General features: G+C 72.5%; 22 protein-coding genes and 1 pseudogene. 14 read left to right on the forward strand and 9 right to left on the reverse strand.

The genetic code is table 11. From position 1 onward, the window contains the following. Positions 1-31: 31 nt before the first annotated feature. Genes serB through C2L58_RS48090 form a run of 3 tightly spaced genes read left to right on the forward strand, consistent with a single transcriptional unit; the run spans position 32 to position 2458 of the window. A complete protein-coding gene (serB, locus tag C2L58_RS48080; protein WP_103344303.1) occupies positions 32-1261 on the forward strand; it encodes a phosphoserine phosphatase SerB in 1230 nt (409 codons plus the stop codon). Continuing rightward, positions 1258-2037: a peptidyl-tRNA hydrolase gene (locus tag C2L58_RS48085; protein WP_103344304.1), complete on the forward strand. Its 780-nt coding sequence runs from the start codon at positions 1258-1260 to the stop codon at positions 2035-2037. Before serB ends, C2L58_RS48085 begins: the two co-directional genes overlap by 4 nt. 16 nt (positions 2038-2053) lie before the next feature. After that, positions 2054-2458 (forward strand): OsmC family protein, encoded by a 405-nt coding sequence (locus C2L58_RS48090; RefSeq protein WP_103344305.1) that lies wholly within the window; start codon positions 2054-2056, stop codon positions 2456-2458. On the opposite strand, the gene C2L58_RS48095 is transcribed toward C2L58_RS48090, so the two are convergent. From C2L58_RS48095 to C2L58_RS48105, 3 genes are all read right to left on the reverse strand, one after another. Further along, positions 2455-2796, reverse strand: a complete 342-nt coding sequence (locus C2L58_RS48095) for a hypothetical protein (protein ID WP_103344306.1) — start codon at positions 2794-2796, stop codon at positions 2455-2457. The two genes, C2L58_RS48090 and C2L58_RS48095, sit on opposite strands and share 4 nt — an antisense overlap. A gap of 58 nt (positions 2797-2854) precedes the next feature. Beyond that, positions 2855-4903, reverse strand: coding sequence for an ATP-dependent DNA helicase (locus tag C2L58_RS48100; protein ID WP_103344307.1), 2049 nt, complete (start codon positions 4901-4903; stop codon positions 2855-2857). Positions 4904-5007: 104 nt separating this feature from the next. Beyond that, positions 5008-5595, reverse strand: coding sequence for a biotin transporter BioY (locus C2L58_RS48105; RefSeq protein WP_103344372.1), 588 nt, complete (start codon positions 5593-5595; stop codon positions 5008-5010). A 212-nt stretch (positions 5596-5807) separates the two neighbouring features. Between C2L58_RS48105 and C2L58_RS48110 the strand changes: the two genes are divergently transcribed. Next, a complete protein-coding gene (locus tag C2L58_RS48110) occupies positions 5808-6425 on the forward strand; it encodes a choice-of-anchor P family protein (protein WP_103344308.1) in 618 nt (205 codons plus the stop codon). Between the two features lies 1 nt (position 6426). Here the strand turns inward: C2L58_RS48110 and C2L58_RS48115 are convergent, their stop codons facing one another. The 3 genes from C2L58_RS48115 to C2L58_RS48125 are packed head-to-tail and all read right to left on the reverse strand — an operon-like array spanning position 6427 to position 8962. Beyond that, complete coding sequence (locus C2L58_RS48115) at positions 6427-7071, reverse strand: bifunctional 4-hydroxy-2-oxoglutarate aldolase/2-dehydro-3-deoxy-phosphogluconate aldolase (protein ID WP_103344309.1); 645 nt, start codon at positions 7069-7071, stop codon at positions 6427-6429. After that, entirely contained in the window at positions 7068-7646 is a 579-nt protein-coding gene (locus tag C2L58_RS48120) for an isochorismatase family protein (protein WP_103344310.1), read from the reverse strand. Before C2L58_RS48120 ends, C2L58_RS48115 begins: the two co-directional genes overlap by 4 nt. Before the next feature lie 14 nt (positions 7647-7660). Continuing rightward, complete coding sequence (locus tag C2L58_RS48125; protein WP_103344311.1) at positions 7661-8962, reverse strand: nicotinate phosphoribosyltransferase; 1302 nt, start codon at positions 8960-8962, stop codon at positions 7661-7663. Positions 8963-9036: 74 nt separating this feature from the next. Here C2L58_RS48125 and clpS point away from each other — a divergent pair, with 74 nt between their 5' ends. The 3 genes from clpS to C2L58_RS48140 are packed head-to-tail and all read left to right on the forward strand — an operon-like array spanning position 9037 to position 10879. Continuing rightward, entirely contained in the window at positions 9037-9336 is a 300-nt protein-coding gene (gene clpS, locus C2L58_RS48130) for an ATP-dependent Clp protease adapter ClpS (protein ID WP_013229464.1), read from the forward strand. Continuing rightward, positions 9333-9890, forward strand: coding sequence for a DUF2017 domain-containing protein (locus C2L58_RS48135; protein WP_020640928.1), 558 nt, complete (start codon positions 9333-9335; stop codon positions 9888-9890). The genes clpS and C2L58_RS48135 overlap by 4 nt, the downstream gene beginning before the upstream one ends. Continuing rightward, a complete protein-coding gene (locus C2L58_RS48140; protein ID WP_103344312.1) occupies positions 9887-10879 on the forward strand; it encodes a P1 family peptidase in 993 nt (330 codons plus the stop codon). Before C2L58_RS48135 ends, C2L58_RS48140 begins: the two co-directional genes overlap by 4 nt. Here the strand turns inward: C2L58_RS48140 and C2L58_RS48145 are convergent. Continuing rightward, positions 10864-11208, reverse strand: a complete 345-nt coding sequence (locus C2L58_RS48145) for a hypothetical protein (RefSeq protein ID WP_103344313.1) — start codon at positions 11206-11208, stop codon at positions 10864-10866. The two genes, C2L58_RS48140 and C2L58_RS48145, sit on opposite strands and share 16 nt — an antisense overlap. Before the next feature lie 117 nt (positions 11209-11325). Here C2L58_RS48145 and C2L58_RS48150 point away from each other — a divergent pair, with 117 nt between their 5' ends. From C2L58_RS48150 to C2L58_RS48160, 3 genes are all read left to right on the forward strand, one after another. Beyond that, a complete protein-coding gene (locus C2L58_RS48150) occupies positions 11326-11733 on the forward strand; it encodes a Mov34/MPN/PAD-1 family protein (RefSeq protein ID WP_103344314.1) in 408 nt (135 codons plus the stop codon). 65 nt (positions 11734-11798) lie between these two features. Further along, entirely contained in the window at positions 11799-12071 is a 273-nt protein-coding gene (locus tag C2L58_RS48155; protein WP_086679767.1) for a MoaD/ThiS family protein, read from the forward strand. A gap of 3 nt (positions 12072-12074) precedes the next feature. Beyond that, positions 12075-13025 (forward strand): PLP-dependent cysteine synthase family protein, encoded by a 951-nt coding sequence (locus C2L58_RS48160; RefSeq protein ID WP_103344315.1) that lies wholly within the window; start codon positions 12075-12077, stop codon positions 13023-13025. Between the two features lie 283 nt (positions 13026-13308). Here C2L58_RS48160 and C2L58_RS51680 read toward each other — a convergent pair. Next, positions 13309-13893: pseudogene (locus C2L58_RS51680) on the reverse strand (MBL fold metallo-hydrolase); the annotation flags it as partial. On the opposite strand from C2L58_RS51680, the gene C2L58_RS48170 reads away from it, so the two are divergent. After that, positions 13865-14581, forward strand: a complete 717-nt coding sequence (locus tag C2L58_RS48170) for an aspartate/glutamate racemase family protein (RefSeq protein WP_103344373.1) — start codon at positions 13865-13867, stop codon at positions 14579-14581. The pseudogene C2L58_RS51680 and the gene C2L58_RS48170 sit on opposite strands and share 29 nt — an antisense overlap. Before the next feature lie 2 nt (positions 14582-14583). Here the strand turns inward: C2L58_RS48170 and C2L58_RS48175 are convergent, their stop codons facing one another. Beyond that, positions 14584-15435 carry an arylamine N-acetyltransferase family protein gene (locus tag C2L58_RS48175; protein ID WP_103344317.1) on the reverse strand — a complete coding sequence of 284 codons (852 nt, stop codon included), beginning with the start codon at positions 15433-15435 and terminating at the stop codon, positions 14584-14586. 91 nt (positions 15436-15526) lie between these two features. Here C2L58_RS48175 and C2L58_RS48180 point away from each other — a divergent pair, with 91 nt between their 5' ends. The 3 genes from C2L58_RS48180 to C2L58_RS48190 are packed head-to-tail and all read left to right on the forward strand — an operon-like array spanning position 15527 to position 17756. After that, positions 15527-16156, forward strand: a complete 630-nt coding sequence (locus tag C2L58_RS48180; protein WP_103344318.1) for a rhomboid family intramembrane serine protease — start codon at positions 15527-15529, stop codon at positions 16154-16156. Then, on the forward strand, positions 16153-16959 hold the full coding sequence (gene murI, locus C2L58_RS48185; protein WP_103344319.1) for a glutamate racemase: 807 nt from the start codon (positions 16153-16155) through the stop codon (positions 16957-16959). The genes C2L58_RS48180 and murI overlap by 4 nt, the downstream gene beginning before the upstream one ends. A 29-nt stretch (positions 16960-16988) precedes the next feature. Beyond that, positions 16989-17756 (forward strand): MBL fold metallo-hydrolase, encoded by a 768-nt coding sequence (locus C2L58_RS48190; RefSeq protein ID WP_103344320.1) that lies wholly within the window; start codon positions 16989-16991, stop codon positions 17754-17756. The last annotated feature ends 9 nt before the right edge of the window (positions 17757-17765 follow it).

Genomic DNA, 17765 nt, shown 5'->3' on the forward strand with positions numbered 1-17765 from the left:
CGGTGCAGCGTTGCCGAACGAGGGATGACCAGTGACCCAGACCCCCGTCCTGATCACGACGACCGGCCCCGACAAGCCGGGTGTCTCGTCCGTGCTGTTCGCCGTGCTGACCCGGCACGACGTCGACGTGCTCGACGTCGAGCAGGTGGTCATCCGCGGGCAGCTCGTGCTCGGGGTGCTCGCCGGGGTCTACCGCGACCCGGAGGGCCTGCAGGAGACGGTCGAGCAGGCGATGGCGTCCGTCGGCATGAACGTCGACGTGAAGATCGGCAGCGCGATCGGTGACGACCCGTTCGCGCTCGGCCGCCGCGACTCCTCCCACGTGCTGGTGGTGCTGGGCCGGCCGGTGACCGCGCGGGGCTTCTCCGAGGTCGCGCGCCGGCTGGCCGCGCTGGGTGCCAACATCGACGCGATCCGCAGCGTCGCCGACTACCCCGTGACCGGGCTCGAGCTGTACGTCTCGGCCGACGAGGACACTCCGGAAGCCGATGCCGCGCTGCGCTCGGAACTCGCCGACGCCGCGGTCGAGGCCGGCGTCGACATCGCCGTGGAGCGAGCCGGCATCATGCGCCGGGCCAAGCGGCTCGTCGTGTTCGACGTGGACTCGACCCTGATCCAGGGCGAGGTCATCGAAATGCTGGGCGCGCACGCCGGGGTCGAGCCGGAGATCCGCGAGATCACCGAAGCGGCGATGCGCGGCGAGCTGAACTTCACCGAGTCGCTGGAACGGCGGGTCGCGCTGCTGGCCGGTCTGCCCGCGACGGCGATCGACCAGGTCGCCGCGTCGATCGAGCTGACCCCGGGCGCCCGCACCACGATCCGGACGCTCAAGCGGATGGGCTTCCGCACCGGCGTCGTTTCGGGCGGCTTCACCCAGGTCATCGACGGCCTCGTGGAGGAACTGGGCCTCGACTTCGCGGTGGCGAACGAACTCGAGATCGTCGACGGCAAGCTCACCGGGAAGGTCATCGGCGACGTCGTCGATCGCGCGGGCAAGGCGAAGGTGCTTCGCCGCTTCGCCGCCGAGTACGACATCCCGCTCGAGCAGTGCGTCGCCGTCGGGGACGGCGCCAACGACATCGACATGCTCTCGGCCGCGGGCATGGGTGTCGCGTTCAACGCGAAGCCGGCGCTGCGCGAGGTGGCCGACACCGCGCTGTCGCACCCGTACCTCGACGCCGTGCTGTTCGTGCTCGGCCTCACCCGCGGCGAGGTCGAAGCGGCCGACGCCGCCGACGGGTTCGAGCTGATGCGTCCGTGAGCAGCGTTCTCGACCCCCTGGGCGCCCGCTACGCCTTCTGGCTGGGGCTTCCGGCCGAAGACACTTCGGACACCTCCGACGAGCTCCCCGAGGAAGTCCGCGCGATGCCGGTCATCCTCCGCATCGAACGCGCCGAGCCGCCGGGCCGCACGCCGCTGCTGGAGGCGGCGGCCGCGGCGGCGCTGGCGGTGTGCCTCGACGAGCGTGCCCAGCCCGGCGGCGAGTGGGCCGAGCCGATGCACGCCTGGCTCGACAACCGGATCCGGAAGGTCGCGCGGCGGGCGCGGGGCGCGCACTGGGCGGCCGTCCAGGAGCTGCCGGGCGTCACCGTCGAGGTCGACGGCGCCGAGGCGCGGGCGCTCGTGCCGGGGCTGGTCACCGAGACGCCCAAGGAAGTCGCGCGGCTGCAGATCTCCGGCAGCGAACTGCCGCCGGACGAGCCGGGCCCGCTCCCGGACGGTGTCCCGCTGCTGCTGCTCAACCCGCACGTGCCGATGACAGTCGGCAAGGGTGCCGCCCAGGTCGGCCACGCGACGATGCTCCTCGCCGCGTTGCTGGGCGACGCGGAGCGGGCCGCCTGGGCCGATCGGGACTTCCGGGTCGCCGTGCGCACGGCGAGCCCCGTGCGGTGGAAGGAACTGCACCCCGGCGACGACCCGGAAGGCGCGTGGCGGCGCGACCGCGTCATCGCCGTGCGGGACGCCGGGTTCACCGAGGTCGACCCGGGCACGATCACGGTGCTCGCCCAATGGGCGCCGGAACAAGCGTCCCCCTGAGCCGGTTGGAGCGGGCATGGGACTCGAAGTACAGCGCGACGGGCAGCACGCGTTCGTGGGGCGCAACGACCGGGGTGCCGAGGTCCGGATCGGCCGGAAAGACGCCGAGGGAGCGTTCTCGCCCGCCGAACTGCTGCAGATCGCGGCGGCGGGCTGCAGCGCGGTGACCGCGGAAGAGCTGATCACGCGGCGGATCGGCGAAGAGGCGAAGTTCCGCGTCGCCGTGAGCGCCGACCGTCGTGAAGGCGCTTCGGAGCTGGACGCCGTGCACGTCGCTTTCGACGTCGACGTGTCGACATTGTCGGCGGATCAGCGGGAAGCGCTGGCCGGCGCCGTGGACCGGGCGATCGACCGGCTGTGCACGGTGAGCCGCACGCTCAAGAAGGGGATCCCGGTGACGGAGACGTTCCCGCAGAGTTAGTTCTGGCTGGATTCCCAGACGACGTAGGCCTGGTCGGCGTCGGTCGTCATGGCCTCGATGAACTTCTCGTTGTCGAAGCCCGGCAGGGCCTGCAGGCGCTCGATGAGCGCGTCGGCCGCCGGGTCGCCGCTCGGGACCGCGGTGCCCTTGCCGTCGGTGCCCACCAGCATGAAGAACACGTCTTCGTTCCAAGGGCCGTCAGGGATGACCCTGACCATCACCGACGACAGGTCGGACCACGTGACGGCCTCTTCGCTGCCGTCCGCGAGCCGCCGCCGCACTCCGGTGTCGTCGACGCTGACGGTCCGGGACTGGGCGCTGGACGAATCCTGGGTCAACCGGTGCTCCCTTGTTGCTTCGGTTGCTTCACCGTACCGGGCGGTGCTGTGGAGCGCGTCACGCGGGCGCGGCTGCGTCCAGCCGGCGCAGTGCCTCCCGCACCACCTTCGGGTCCATTGTCGGCCAGAACGGCGGCAGCGACGCGCGCAGGAAGCCGCCGTAGCGGGCGTTCGCCAGCCGCGAATCGAGCACCGCCACCACGCCGCGGTCGGTGACCGACCGGTGCAGCCGCCCGGTGCCCTGCGCCAGCAGCAGCGCCGCGTGCGTGGCCGCCACGGTGAGGAACCCGTTGCCGCCGCGCGCTTCCACCGCGCGCTGCCGCGCCGAGGACACCGGGTCGTCCGGGCGCGGGAACGGGATCCGGTCGACCACCACGAGCTGCAGCGACGGCCCGGGGACGTCGACGCCCTGCCACAGGCTCAGCGTGCCGAACAGGCACGTGCGGACGTCTTCGGAGAACTTCTGGACCAGCAGCGACGTCGCGTCGTCGCCCTGGCACAGGATCGGGAAGTCCAGCCGTTCCCGCATCTCCTCGGTGGCCTGCTTGGCCGCCCGCATCGAGGAAAACAGGCCCAGCGTGCGCCCGCCCGCCGCCTCGATCAGCTCGGCCAGTTCGTCCATTGTGGACGACATGAGGCCGTCACGGCCCGGTGGCGGCAGGTGCTTGGCCAGGTACAGGATGCCGTTGCGCCGGTGGTCGAACGGCGAGCCGACGTCCAGGCCGGTCCACTTCGGGCCCGAGTCGTCCGACGGCGCTTCCTTCTCCGTCGCGGCGCCGGGCGCCTGTTCGACCCGGGCCGCGCCGGGCGGGAGACCCCACTGGCGGGCCATGGTGTCGAACGTGCCGCCCAGCGTCAGCGTCGCCGACGTCAGGATCGTCGTGTGCTGGTTGAACACCCGCTCCCGCAGCAGGCCGGCGACGCCCAGCGGCGCCACCTTCAGCGCCGGCGGCCGCGGGTTCGAGGAGTACTTGTCGCCGGAGAGCCAGACGACGTCGCGCTGGTGCGCCTGATCCTCGTCGAAGGCTTCCAGCAGCCGGACCGCGGTGTCGTGCACCTCGTCGAGCAGGGACCGCGCCAGCTTGCGCGCGGTGGCCCCCTCGACGTCCTCCTTGCGGTCGGAACCCAGCGCCGTGATGCACCGGTGCGCGGCGTCGCGGACCGCCGGGATCGCGCCCTTCAGCGGCCGCGGCAGCTCGTCCATCCGGCCCGCGGGCAGGTCGTCGACGATCAGGGCCAGCCCGTCACCCGCTTCCAGCAGGCCGTCGGCGACGTCGGCGTCGATCAGCTTGCCGCAGCGGCGCGCGGCGGCCGCGCACATCGCGCTGGTCAGCTCGCCGGTGGCGACCGAGGTGACCCGGTCGACCAGGTCGTGCGCCTCGTCGATGATCACCACGTCGTGGTCCGGCAGGACCTGGTAGCCCTGCAGCGCGTCGATCGCCAGCAGCGCGTGGTTGGTGACGATGACGTCGGCGCGGCCGGCCTCGGCGCGGGCCTTCTCGGCGAAGCAGTCCGTGCCGACGGGACAGCGCGAAGCGCCGAGACATTCCTTCGCCGTCACGGAAACCTGGCGCCACGCCTGGTCGGTGACGCCGGGGACCAGCTCGTCGCGATCGCCGGTCTCGGTGTCCGACGCCCACTCCCGCAGCCGCGTGACCTCCTTGCCCAGCCGGGACACCGCGAACGGGTCGAACAGCTGGGCGTCCTCCGGCTCGTCCGGCGCGCCGGAATCCAGCCGGTGCAGGCACATGTAGTTGCGGCGGCCCTTGAGGATCGCGAAGGTCGGCTCGCGGCCCAGCGGCTTCTTCAGCGCCTTCGCCAGGCGCGGGAGGTCACGGTCGACGAGCTGGCGCTGCAGCGCGATCGTGGCCGTGGAGACCACGACCGTGGCCTCCTTCTCGACGGCGTGCCGGATCGCGGGCACGAGGTAGGCCAGCGACTTGCCGGTGCCGGTGCCGGCCTGCACGGCCAGGTGCTCACCGGTGCGGATGGCGCGGCCGACGGCGTCGGCCATCTGCACCTGCCCTGGGCGTTCGGCACCGCCTACGGACTCCACCGCGTGGGTGAGGAGTTCGAGGACGCCGGGGAAATCGGTTCGGGCGGGCACAGCGACACACATTAGCCGCCACCACCGACAGAGATCGGTGCTCCGTCGCGAACGGGCCACTCGCGTCGCGGGACCTTCCGGCGGGGAAGGTCCCGCGGCGAGCGTCAGTCCTGGTTGCGGCCGGAGACCAGCTTCCAGGTCAGCGGCAGCAGGCCGGCGGCGACGACGATCTTGATCGCGTCCCCGATCAGGAACGGCGTGACACCTTTGGCGAACGCGGTCGACAGGTCGAACCCGGTCGACGCCATCAGCCACGGCACACCGAACGCGTAGATCACCAGGTTGCCGAGCACCATGGTGCCCGCGGTGCGCACCGGCGTCCGGTCGCCGCCGTGGCCGGCGAGCGCGCCGACCAGCGCGCCGGCGAAGACGAACCCGACGATGTAGCCGGCGCTCGCGCCCGACAGGCCGGACGTGCCGTGCTGGAACCACGGCACACCCACCGCGCCGACCAGCAGGTACACCAGCATCGAGGCGGCCCCGCGCGACATGCCGAGCGACGCGCCGACGAGCAGCGCGGCGAACGTCTGGCCGGTCATCGGCACCGGGCTGCCCGGCACCGGGATCGTCAGCTGCGCGGCGGCGCCGGTGAGCACGGCACCGCCGGCGACCAGCGCGATGTCCCGCACGAGCGAGCCGGGGACGAGGTCGGCCAGCACGGGCCGCTTGCCGGCGAAGGACAGCGAAGACACGAAACCTCCCGAGGTGAACAAGGCGACAACCGAGGTTAACGCTCGTTACCGTTCCGTGGACCCGCCGAGTTGCGTTCCTCACCGGCCACTCGTCCGGGTGGACCCGATCAGGGCGGGCGCGGGACCGGCCGATGACGAAAGGGCAGAGCTGCGAACTGTCACGCCAACCGCGGAGGCCGGACATGCGAAACCCCAGGAAGCGGACATTTCGGTTGCTGGCCGTGACGACGCTGGCCGCTCCGCTCCTCGGCGCGGCGGCCCCCGTGACATCCACCGGATGGGCGTCGTCCGGCTCGGTCGACGTGACGATCGACAACGAGCAGGTCGTCACCGGTGAACTGGCGAAGTGCACCGTCGACGGCCCCTACCAAGGCTGGACGCAAGGCGGCGCCACGGGCGACATCGCGGTGTTCGGCGCCGGTAACACCGGCTGCGGGCGAGCCGGCGAGACGGCGATCGCCCAAGCGGCCGGGCGCCGCTTCCGGGCGACCGTGCTGCAGCGCTACGGCGGCCCCGAACTCACCGTCCGCACCTTCTCCGCGAAGTGCGCGACGACGGCCACTGGCAGCCAGGGCGAGGTGGCGGTCGGCGCCGTCGAAGGCGTCACCGTGCCGGAGGAGATCCCGCCGAACTACCGGATCGTCATCCCCGGCGGCGCCGCCGGCACCGCGCTGGCGACGGTCGTGCTCAACGAGACCGTGACCCCCCAGCCGCCGGACGGCAGCCTGGTGACGCACGCGGTGCACATCAAGCTGTTCCCGCAGGGCGGCCCGGCGAGCGGCGACATCTACCTGGGCACGGCCGCCTGCGACCCCTTCGGCAAGAAGTAGCTCAAGCCGTCCCGAAGCGCGCGGCCGCCGCGACGAATTCGCCCGCCCGCGTGGCCAGGTCCGGCAGGCTGCCGCCGGAGGACAGCGCGTCGCCCAGCAACGGCGTCGCCGCGGCCACCGCGATCGCGCCCGAGCGCAGGTAGCCCTCGACGTCGGCCAGATGGACGCCGCCGGTCGGCACCAGCGGGACGTCGGGCAGCGGCGCCCGCACGGCGCGCAGGTACGCGACCCCGCCCACGGCCGCGATCGGGAACACCTTCACGGCGGCCGCGCCGAGCCGCCAGGCCTGGTCGATCTCCGTGGGCGTCAGCGCGCCGCAGACCACCGGCGTGTCCAGGGCCGCGGCACGCTCGAGGACCGCCGGGTTGACCGTCGGCGTGATCAGGTACGCGGCACCCGCGTCCACCGCGATGTCCACATCGGACGCTTCGCGGACGCTGCCCGCGCCGATCAGCGCGGCTTCGCCCAGCGCCAGGCGCAGCGCGGTGATGGCCGCGGGCGCGCCCGGCGTCGTCAGCGTCGCTTCGAGCAGGCGGATGCCCGCCGCGTGCAGCACCATCGCGGCGTCGGCGAACCGCGACGCGTCGCCGGCGCGCAGGATCGCGACGAGCCGGTGTTCCGCCAGCGCCGCCCGCAGGTCCTTCACGCGGCCGGGCCGACGACGGCGGTGCCGGTGTAGGTGACACCCGCCTCGTCGAAGTCCTTCAGCGTCGCGTCGACCGTCGGCTGCGAGCCGCCGACGGTCATGTCCAGCAGCACCCGCACGCCGAAGCCGGCCTTCGCCGCGTCGAGCGCCGTCGCGCGGACGCAGAAGTCCGTCGCGATGCCGACGACGTCGACGTCGGTCACGTCGTGCTCGCGCAGCCAGGCCTCCAGGGACTTCCCGTCGCGGGCCGCCCCCTCGAAGCCGGAGTACGCGGCGCTGTACTCGCCCTTGGAGAACACCTCGCCGATCGGGACGACGTCGAGCGCGGCGTGGAACGACGCGCCCGCCGTGCCGGCGACGCAGTGCACCGGCCAGCTGTCCTTGAAGTCCGGCGTCTCGCTGAAGTGGTCGCCCGGGTCGATGTGGTTGTCGCGGGTGGCCACGACGTGGCTGTACCCGCCCTCGGCGGCCTGCTTCGAAATGGCGGCGGCCGCGGCGGCCCCGCCCGGCAGGCCGAGCGAGCCCCCTTCGCAGAAGTCGTTCTGCACGTCCACCACGATCAGCGCGGTTCCCATGGCCGGACTCCGTTTCAGAAGAAGAGGGTGGGGATGGCGGGTTCGCCGTGCGAAAGCTTGAGGCCCTCCCACGGCAAGCTGACCAGGCCGCGGCGCAGCCGCTGCCTCGCGTCGTCGAGCGTAGGCAGGTCGGGCGCCGGACGGCCAGCGCGGATCAGCGGGATCTGCAGCGGCCGGTCGTTGGCGTCCGGCTCGGGAGCGGCCCCCGAGGTCGTCCAGACGACCTCCTCGACCGCCGTGCCGGTGCCGCGGTGGCGCCGCAGCGCGGACTTGCGCCCGCCGCGCGACTCCTTGTGCGCGCTGCGCTTGGCGACCGGCTTGCCGTCCACTTCGACCAGCTTGTAGACCATCCCGGCGGTCGGCGCGCCGGACCCGGTGACCACCGAGGTGCCGACGCCGTAGGCGTCCACCGGCTCCGCGCGCAGCGCCGCGATGGCGTGCTCGTCCAGGTCACCGGACACCACGATCCGGGTGTCTTTCGCACCGAGGGAATCCAGCTGCTCGCGGGCGCGGCGGGCGAGCGGGCCGACGTCGCCGGAGTCGATCCGGATCGCGCCGAGCTCGGGCCCGGCGACGCGGACCGCCGTCTCGATGCCCGCGGTGATGTCGTAGGTGTCGACCAGCAGCGTCGTGTCCGCGCCCATCTTGTCCACCTGGGCGCGGAAGGCCGCTTCCTCGCTGTCGTGCAGCAGCATGAAGGCGTGCGCGACGGTCCCGCGCGTCGGGATGCCGTAGCGGCGGCCGGCTTCCAGGTTGGACGTCGTCGCGAACCCGGCCAGGTAGGCGGCGCGGGCGGCGGCGACCGCGGCGTACTCGTGCGTGCGGCGGCCGCCCATCTCGATGATCGGGCGGCCGTGCGCGGCGCCGGACATCCGGGCGGCGGCCGACGCGATGGCGCTGTCGTGGTTGAGGATCGACAGCACCAGCGTCTCCAGCAGCACGCACTCGGCGAACGAGCCGGTGACGGTGAGGATCGGCGAGCCCGGGAAGTACAGCTCGCCTTCGGGGTAGCCGTCGATGTCGCCCGAGAACTCGTAGTCGGCGAGCCAGCCCAACGTCGCTTCATCGACGACCGCGGTGGCCTCCAGCTGCGCCAGCTCGGCGTCGGTGAAGCGGAAGTCCGCGATCGCGTCGAGGACCCGCGCGGTGCCCGCCACGACGCCGTAGCGCCGCCCGTCCGGCAGCCTCCTGGCGAAAACTTCGAACACGCAGGGCCGCACGTGCGTCCCGTCGGCGAGTGCGCTGCCCAGCATGGTCAGCTCGTAGTGGTCGGTGAGCAGCGCAGTGCTGGCCGTGACCGGCTCCGGTGAACCCATGGGGTAAGCCTATTCACCCACATGGCCGGACCTGGCGCGGCGTACCCCGTCACCCCCGTGACACCATGGGGTGCATGTCCACGCCTGTCGCATCCGAACAGACGCAGGTCGAACCGGCCGGAGCGGAAGTCGCCGAGTCGGACACACCGTGGCGGACCGTGGTGTGGAACGACCCGGTCAACCTGATGTCGTACGTGACGTACGTCTTCCAGAAGCTGTTCGGCTACAGCCGTGACCACGCCACCAAGCTCATGCTGGACGTGCACCAGAAGGGCAAGGCGATCGTGTCGTCCGGCAGCAAGGAGAAGGTGGAGACGGACGTGGCGAAACTCCACGCGGCCGGCCTCTGGGCCACCATGGAGCAGCCCTCGTGAACGGTTGGCGGCGCAAGGGCGCGGTGATCCACGCGGGGTTCGAGCAGCAGGAAGCGGCCGTGCTGCGCGGGCTGGTCAGCCAGCTCGAAGACATGCTCACCGCGCGGGCCGAAGAGGCGCCCCAGGACGAGCTCGCCGAGCTCACCGGCATCCGGACCGGGCCCAGCGAGTCGCCGGACGACCCGGTGCTGTCGCGCCTGCTCCCGGACTTCCACAAGCTCGACCCGGACAACCCGTCGCGGGAGGACATCGACTCCGTCGCGGCGATGCGGTCGCTGCACGAGCCGGAGCTGCTCGACATCAAGGTCGGCGTGGCCAAGATCGTGCTCGACACGCTGCCCCGCGACGGCGGCCACGTCCGGCTGACCGAGGAGCAGGCCGACGCGTGGCTGGGTGCGCTGAACGACGTCCGCCTGGCGCTCGGCACCGCGCTCGACGTCACCGAGGACATGCCCGACGAGCTGCCCGAGGACGACCCGCGGGCCCCGCACCTGGGCGTCTACCACTGGCTGACCTGGGTGCAGGAGACGCTGATCCAGGCGCTGACCGGATGATCACCGACGTGCCGGGTGTCCTGGTCGGGCACCACGAGCGGGTCGGCGACGGCTGGGCCACCGGGACGACGGTGGTGCTGGTGCCCGAGGGCGCGGTCGGCGCGGTCGACCAGCGCGGTGGCGCACCCGGCACGCGGGAGACCAACCTGCTGGAGCCGGAGAACCTGGTGCAGCGGGTCAACGCCGTCTGCCTCTCGGGCGGATCGGCGTACGGCCTCGCCGCGGCCGACGGCGTGATGCGGTGGCTTTCGGAGCGCAACCTGGGCTTTCCCGTCGGGACGCAGCCGCACGAGGTGGTGCCGATCGTGCCCGCGGCCGTGCTGTTCGACCTGCCGCGCAGCGACTGGGGCAACCGGCCCGACGCGTCCTTCGGCTACGCGGCGTGCGACGCGGCTGCGCGCTCGTTCGAGCTGGGCACGGTTGGGGCCGGTGCGGGGGCGGCCGTGGGGTCGCTGAAGGGCGGGATCGGCTCGGCCGGCGAAGTCGTCGGCGAGTTCACGGTCGGGGCGCTCGCGGCGGTCAACGCGGCCGGCGAGGCCGTGGACCTGACGACGGGCCGGGCGTACGCCGCCGACCACGGCGATTTCGGCGTCCAGTGGCCTTCACGGGCCGCTGACCTGCCCTCCCGCCGGACGGACCTCAACACGACCATCGGCGTCGTCGCGGTCGACGCGGCACTGTCCAAGGCCGAAGCACGGCGGATCGCCGTCGCGGCGCAGGACGGGCTGGCGCGAGCCGTGCGCCCGGCCCACACGATGTTCGACGGCGACACGGTGTTCGCGCTGGCCACAGGGGCGCACGAGCTGCCGGACGCGAGCGGCCCGTTCGGCGCGGTGGCCCGGCCGGCGGCGCTGGACGCGCTGTGCTCGGCGGCGGCGCGGGTGTTCGCGCGGGCGATGGTGCACGGCCTGCTGGCGGCGACGACGGCCGGCGGGGTGCCGGCTTACCGGGACGTCTGGCCGGAAGCGTTCGGTCAGCCGCCCGGGTAGGGGTCTTCGGGCAGGGCGTCGCCGCTGACCTCGAGGTTCGCCGCGCGGACGACGCTCACGTACTCCTCGTCGATCTCCATGTCGATCCCGCCGACGGACAGGATCGGCCCGAGCGAGGGGTGGATCTCGAGCGGGCCCAGTTCGGTGCTGCGCGGCAGGCGTTCCCAGATCTGCTTCGGCCGGTTCAGGGTCCAGCGGCTGCACGCCAGCAGGGTCACGTGCCGGTCGGTGACCATGACCAGGAACCCGACGCGCATGCGTGAGCGGTTGACGTAGAGCGACATCCCCGGGATCACGTACTGGATCCGCTCGTCCGTGCCCAGGTACATCCGGCATCGATCGCGGATTTTCGACGACAGTGGCACCCGGTCAGTATCCCGGGAACGGCTGGTGAGCGGTAGCTCTCATCATCTGGACGCGCTTTGTCCACCACCTAAGATGTCGGTGTGCTCCGGATCCGCCGTGAACTCGTCGACGAGATCGTCGCCCATGCCCGCCGTGACCACCCCGACGAGGCGTGCGGGGTGATCGCCGGGCCCGAGGGCTCGGATTCCCCCGAGCGGTTCATCCCCATGCTCAACGCGGCCCGGTCGCCGACGTTCTACGAGTTCGACTCCGGTGACCTGCTGAAGCTCTACCGCGAGATGGCCGCGAACGACGAGGTGCCGGTGGTGATCTACCACTCGCACACCGCGACCGAGGCCTACCCGTCGCGGACCGACGCGAACATCGCGGCCGAGCCGGACGCGCACTACGTGCTCGTCTCCACCCGCGACCCCGAAGTGCACGAGTTCCGGTCGTACCGGATCGTGGACGCCGAGATCACCGAGGAGCCGGTCGAGATCCTCGGCTGAGCTCACGGAATAAACCGCCGCGCCACCGGCGTCTGCGTGTAAGAACCCACCGGAGGTAAGAACCCATGGCCGTGACCGTCTCCATCCCGACGATCCTGCGCACCCACACCGGCGGCGAGAAGTCCGTCGAGGCGAAGGGCGCGACCGTCCTCGAGGTCATCGACGACGTCGAGTCCCGCCACGCGGGCATCAAGGGCCGCCTGGTGAAGGAGGAGAAGCTGCACCGCTTCATCAACGTCTACGTCAACGACGAGGACGTGCGCTTCGCCGGCGGGCTCGAGGCCGAGGTCAAGGACGGCGACACCCTGACCATCCTCCCCGCCGTGGCCGGTGGCTGATCGATGGCTCGCTTCGAGTCGCTGCTCGACGCGCTCGGCGGCACCCCGCTGGTCGGGCTGCCCCGGCTCTCCCCGACGCACGACGTGCGCCTGTGGGCCAAGCTGGAGGACCGCAACCCGACGGGTTCGATCAAGGACCGGCCCGCGCTGGCCATGATCGAAGCCGCCGAGCGCGAAGGCAAGCTGCGGCGCGGCTCCACGATCCTGGAGCCGACGTCGGGCAACACCGGGATTTCGCTGGCGATGGCCGCCAAGCTCAAGGGCTACGGGCTGGTCTGCGTGATGCCGGAGAACACGTCGACCGAGCGCAAGCAGCTGCTGCAGGCCTACGGCGCGCGAATCGTCTTCTCGCCGGCCGCGGGTGGCTCGAACGAGGCCGTCCGGCGGGCGAAGGAGCTGGCCGAGGCGAACCCCGACTGGGTGATGCTCTACCAGTACGGCAACCCGGCCAACGCCGACGCGCACTACCGCGGCACCGGGCCGGAGCTGCTCAAGGACCTGCCGACGCTGACGCACTTCGTCGGCGGCCTCGGCACGACGGGCACGCTCGTCGGCGTCGGGCGCTACCTGCACGAGGCGAAGCCGGACGTCCGGATCATCGCGGCCGAGCCGCGCTACGGCGAGCTGGTGTACGGCCTGCGCAACCTCGACGAGGGGTTCGTGCCGGAGCTGTACGACCCTTCGGTGCTCAACGGCCGCTACTCCGTGGGGGCGTACGACGCGTTGCGGCGCACCCGGGAGCTGCTGGAGAACGAAGGCATCTTCGCGGGCATCTCGACGGGCGCGGTGCTGCACGCGGCCTTGGCGGTGGCCGAGAAGGCCGCGGCCAAGGGCGACCCGGCGGACGTGGCGTTCGTCGTCGCGGACGCCGGGTGGAAGTACCTGTCCACCGGGGCCTACGCGGGGTCGCTCGACGAGGCGGCCCAGCGGCTCGACGGGCAGCTCTGGGCCTGAGTCGCCCGGCCTGCCACAGCGCGGGCAGGGCGAGGTCGACACCGTCGGTCCGCGCGAGCCGCTCGGAAGTGGCCACGGTCGCCCCCAGGTCGTCGAACGGCTTCGGCAGCAGCTTGAGCGGCTTGGACAGCGGGCGCCAGAAGGCGTCCCAGTGGATCGGGCGGACGACGCGCGGGCCGAGCGCGCCGACGATCTCCCGCCAGTACCGCTCTCGCCACTCCTCGGTTTGCTTGCCGGCCGCTCCGATGCCGAGGTAGACGACGTCCGCCGAGTAGCCGGTGAGCGCTCCGGGCACGAAGTTCGCCGACGCGTGGACCGCGACGCTGCCCGCCGCGTGCGCGATGTGGAACGAGTAGCACCGCCCGGTCTTGAAGGCTTTCGCCTTGGCCGGCAGCCGGACCGGCTCGGTGATCTCACCGGGCACCCGGTCGCCGGCACTGTGCTCGGTGTCGACCGGGGTCACCGTGAAGGCGCCGAACTCGACGGGCCGGCCCGGGACCAGTTCCTCGAACGGCCCGGCGGCCAGGCCGTAGCCCTCCTGGACCTTCCGGGTCGACGGTGAGCCGGCCAGCGTGGCCCCGGTCAGCTCGGCGACGACCGGCGCGTCGAGGGCGTGGTCGACGTGGAAGTGCGCCATCAGCACGGCGTCGACTTCCGTGATCCCGAGGCGGCGCAGGGCCTCCTCGATCCGGCCGCGGTCCGGCGCCACGCGTGTCGCCAGCTTCAGCAGCGACGGCCGGGAGAAGAAGCCGTCGACCAGGACCGCCGAACTCCCGTCGGTGACCAGGACGTTCGAAACCCCGGCGAACGCCGTGCGCGATTCGGGCATGCTGGGGAGCATGAAGGTCATCGGGCTGCTCGGCGGCATGAGCTGGGAATCCTCGATCGAGTACTACCGGCTCGTCAACGAGCGGGTGAAGAGCGTCCTCGGCGGGTTCCACTCCGCGCACACCGTGCTCTACTCCGTCGACTTCGCCGCCATCGAAGCCATGCAGGCCGACGGCCGCTGGGACGACGCCGGTGCCGAGCTGAACCGGGCCGCCAAGGCCCTCGAAGCCGCCGGGGCCGACTTCGTCGTGCTGTGCACCAACACCATGCACAAGGTCGCCGAGCAGCTGGAAGACGGCCTCGGCATCCCGCTGCTGCACCTCGGCGACGCCACCGCCGCGGCCATCAAGGCCGCCGGTCTCGGCCGGGTCGGGCTGCTCGGGACCGGCTTCACCATGGGGCAGCCCTTCTACCGCGACCGCCTCGCCGCGCACGGGCTCGACGTGCTCGTGCCCGGCGCCGAAGACCGCGACCTCGTGCACCGGATCATCTACGACGAGCTGGTGCTCGGTGTCGTGAAGCCCGAATCCCGCGCGGCCTACCGCGGCGTGATCGCGCGGCTGGCCGGTGCGGGCGCCGAGGGCGTCATCTACGGCTGCACCGAGATCGAGCTGCTTGTCGGGCCGCAGGACAGCCCGGTGCCGACGTTCCCCACGACCCGCCTGCACGCCGAGGCGGCGGTGGACTACGCCCTGGGCACCACCGCGCTGCCCGTGCGGCCCGCCTGAGGTCACACGCCGACCACCGCCTCGCCGCCCGTGTGCGCTTCGTGCTGCGCGACGACCTGCCGCCAGAGCCGCTCGCGCTCCTCGTCCGTGAACTGCGCCGGTGAGACGCCGAACACGTCGGCCGCCGCCGTCCACCAGGCCGGCGGCGACTCGATCAGCTCCTTGACGCCGTGGCGGTTCAGGGTCAGCGCCCGCAGGGTGTCGACGCCGGCCGCGTCGCGCCGCTGGAGCACGCAGACCCGCACGAACCCGGACTCCGGCGCCGTCGACAGCCACGCGTGCTTCTCGGCGAAGTCGGCCATCTCCGCCGGGCCGGGTGCGAAGTCGAAGCCGGTGAAGCTGCCCGAGGGGTCGTGGTCGAACCGCCAGCCACCCGGCGCCACCTCCGACGGCCGCAGCCGGTAGGTGTGCGGGCCCTGGACGTAGGTGCCTTCCCGGAGGGGGAGCGGCTCGTGGAGGCCGTCGCCCAGCCCGGCGTCCACCAGCCAGGTCGCCGACGGGTCTTCGGGCAGGCCGGTGACGGTCAGGGCCAGGTGGTTCCGGTCGACGTTCGGCGCGTCCGCGGCGCCGCCCTGCACCCCGCCGTGGTGGCGCGTGACCTGGTATCCGAGGGCCCGCAGCAGCGCCGAGAACGCCCCGTTCAGGTGGTAGCAGTACCCGCCGCGGCCCCGCAGGATCCGCGCCAGCGACGCCGACGGCTCGAGCGAGGTCGTCCGCCCGAGCTGGATCTCCAGCGGCTCGTACGGCACCCGTTCCACGTGTGCCGCGTGCAGCCGCCGCAGGGCGCCGGCGCTCGGCGGCTCCGCGTCGAGGCCGAGCCGCTGCAGGTATCCGGTGACGTCGAAGTTCCCCATGCCGCCACGGTAGCGGCGACCCCCGACAAAACCCGCGGATCAGGGATTTCACCCGAGGTGGAGGGGCCACGGCCCGCCGTAGCCTCGAAGGGTGAGCACCTTGAGCCCCGCCCCGGAAACCGCCGCCGCCAAGCGCGTGCTGCCGCCGAAGCCGGTGGCGGCCGCGATCGTCGCGCTGTCGTTCACCCTGCTGCTGTACCTGGTCGAGCTGGTCGACGTCATCCTCCCCGGTGACCTCGACCAGGGCGGCATCCACTCGCGGGCGCTGTCCGGGCTGGACGGCGTGCTGTTCGCCCCGGTCCTGCACTCGGGCTGGTCGCACCTGTTCGCGAACACCGTCCCGGTGCTGGTGTTCTCCTTCCTCGCGATGGCCGCCGGAATCGGCCGGTTCGCGCTGGTCACGGCCATCATCTGGGTGGTTTCCGGGCTCGGCGTGTGGCTGATCGGGCCGTCGGACGGCGTCACCGTCGGCGCGTCCGGGCTGGCCTTCGGCTGGCTCGCCTACCTGCTGGTCCGCGGCCTGTTCAACCGCGCGGCCGGGCAGATCGTGGTCGCCGTCGTCCTGCTCGGCGTGTGGAGCGGCATGCTGGCCGGGCTGCTGCCGGGCAACCCCGGCGTCTCCTGGCAGGGCCACCTCTTCGGCGCGCTGGCCGGCGTTCTCGCGGCCTGGCTGACCACCCGCCGGGCCGGCAAAGCCGCGCCGGGTAACCTCGAAGCGTGACGTCTCCGCCCGCTGATGGCCCGATCGGTGTGTTCGATTCCGGCGTCGGCGGGCTGACCGTCGCGAGGGCGATCCTCGAGCAGCTGCCCGCCGAGCAGCTCCGCTACGTCGGCGACACGGCGCACAACCCGTACGGCCCGCTCCCGATCGCCACCGCCCGCAGCTATGCGCTCGCGGCGCTCGACGAGCTGGTCGAGAGCGGCGTGAAGGCACTGGTGATCGCCTGCAACACGGCGTCCGCGGCCTGCCTGCGCGACGCGCGCGAGCGCTACGACGTCCCGGTGATCGAGGTCGTCCTGCCCGCCGCGCGCCGCGCCGTCGTGGCGACGCACACCGGCCGCGTCGGCGTGATCGGCACCGAGGGCACCGTGCGGTCGCGGGCCTACGAAGACGCCTTCGCCGCGGCGCCCGCCATCACGCTGACCAGCGTCGCCTGCCCGCGGTTCGTCGACTTCGTCGAGCGCGGCATCACGACCGGGCGCCAGGTGCTGGGGCTGGCGCAGGGCTACCTCCAGCCGCTGCTCGACGCCCAGGTCGACACGCTCGTCCTCGGCTGCACGCACTACCCGCTGCTGCAGGGCGTGCTGCAGATCGTGATGGGCCAGGAAGTCACCCTGGTGAGCAGCGCGGACGAGACCGCCAAGGACCTCGTCCGCGTGCTGACCGAGGGGGACTTGCTGACCACGCGGGAGACCCCGCCGCGGCACGAGTTCCTCGCCACCGGCTCGGCGGAGCCGTTCACCCGGCTCGCCCAGCGGTTCATGGGGTTCGCGCCAGGTGTCCTCGCTCCCACCACCGCGTGATCGCGGCGGTGGACGCTTAGGGTGTCGTCGTGCGACTGACCATCCTCGGGTGCTCCGGCAGCATCCCCGGGCCGAACGCCGCCGCGTCCGGCTACCTGGTCGAGGCCGAGGGCTTCCTGCTCGGCCTCGAACTCGGCAACGGCACGCTCGCGCAGCTGCAGGCCGTGGCCGACCCGTTCGACCTGGACGCGCTCGTGCTCACGCACCTGCACCCCGACCACTGCGCCGACGTCAGCGCGCTCACCGTCCTGCGGCGCTACCACCCGGCGCCGCCGTACCCGGCCCGCCCGCGGCTGCTGCCGCTGTACGCCCCGCCGGACGCCCCGGTCCGGCTGGCCAACGCCTACGCCCCCAACGAGACCGAGCGGGCCGTCACGGACCTCTCCGACGTCTACGAGTTCCGGCCGCTGCGGCCCGAGCCGTTCCGGATCGGGCCGTTCGAGGCCGTCGCGGTCGAGGTCGACCACCCGACCCCGGCGTACGGGCTGCGGCTCTCCTACGGCGGCCGGATCCTCGCGTTCACCGGCGACACCGGGCCGTGTGCGGCGCTGAACGAGCTCGCCGACGGCGTCGACCTGCTGCTCGCCGAGGCGTCCTGGACGGACTCGGCCGAACGCCCGGCCGGCGTGCACCTGTCGGGCAAGCAGGCCGGTGAGCTGGCCCGTGACGCCGGCGTCGGGCGGCTGCTGCTGACGCACATCGCGCCCTGGACCGACGCCGGGGCGGTGCTGGCCGAGGCTTCGGCCGGGTTCCCCGGCGCCGAGGTCGTCAAGCAGGGTGCCGTCTACGACGTCTGAGCGCGCGGT

Source organism: Amycolatopsis sp. CA-126428, assembly GCF_002904335.1.
In the GTDB taxonomy this organism is placed as follows: domain Bacteria; phylum Actinomycetota; class Actinomycetes; order Mycobacteriales; family Pseudonocardiaceae; genus Amycolatopsis.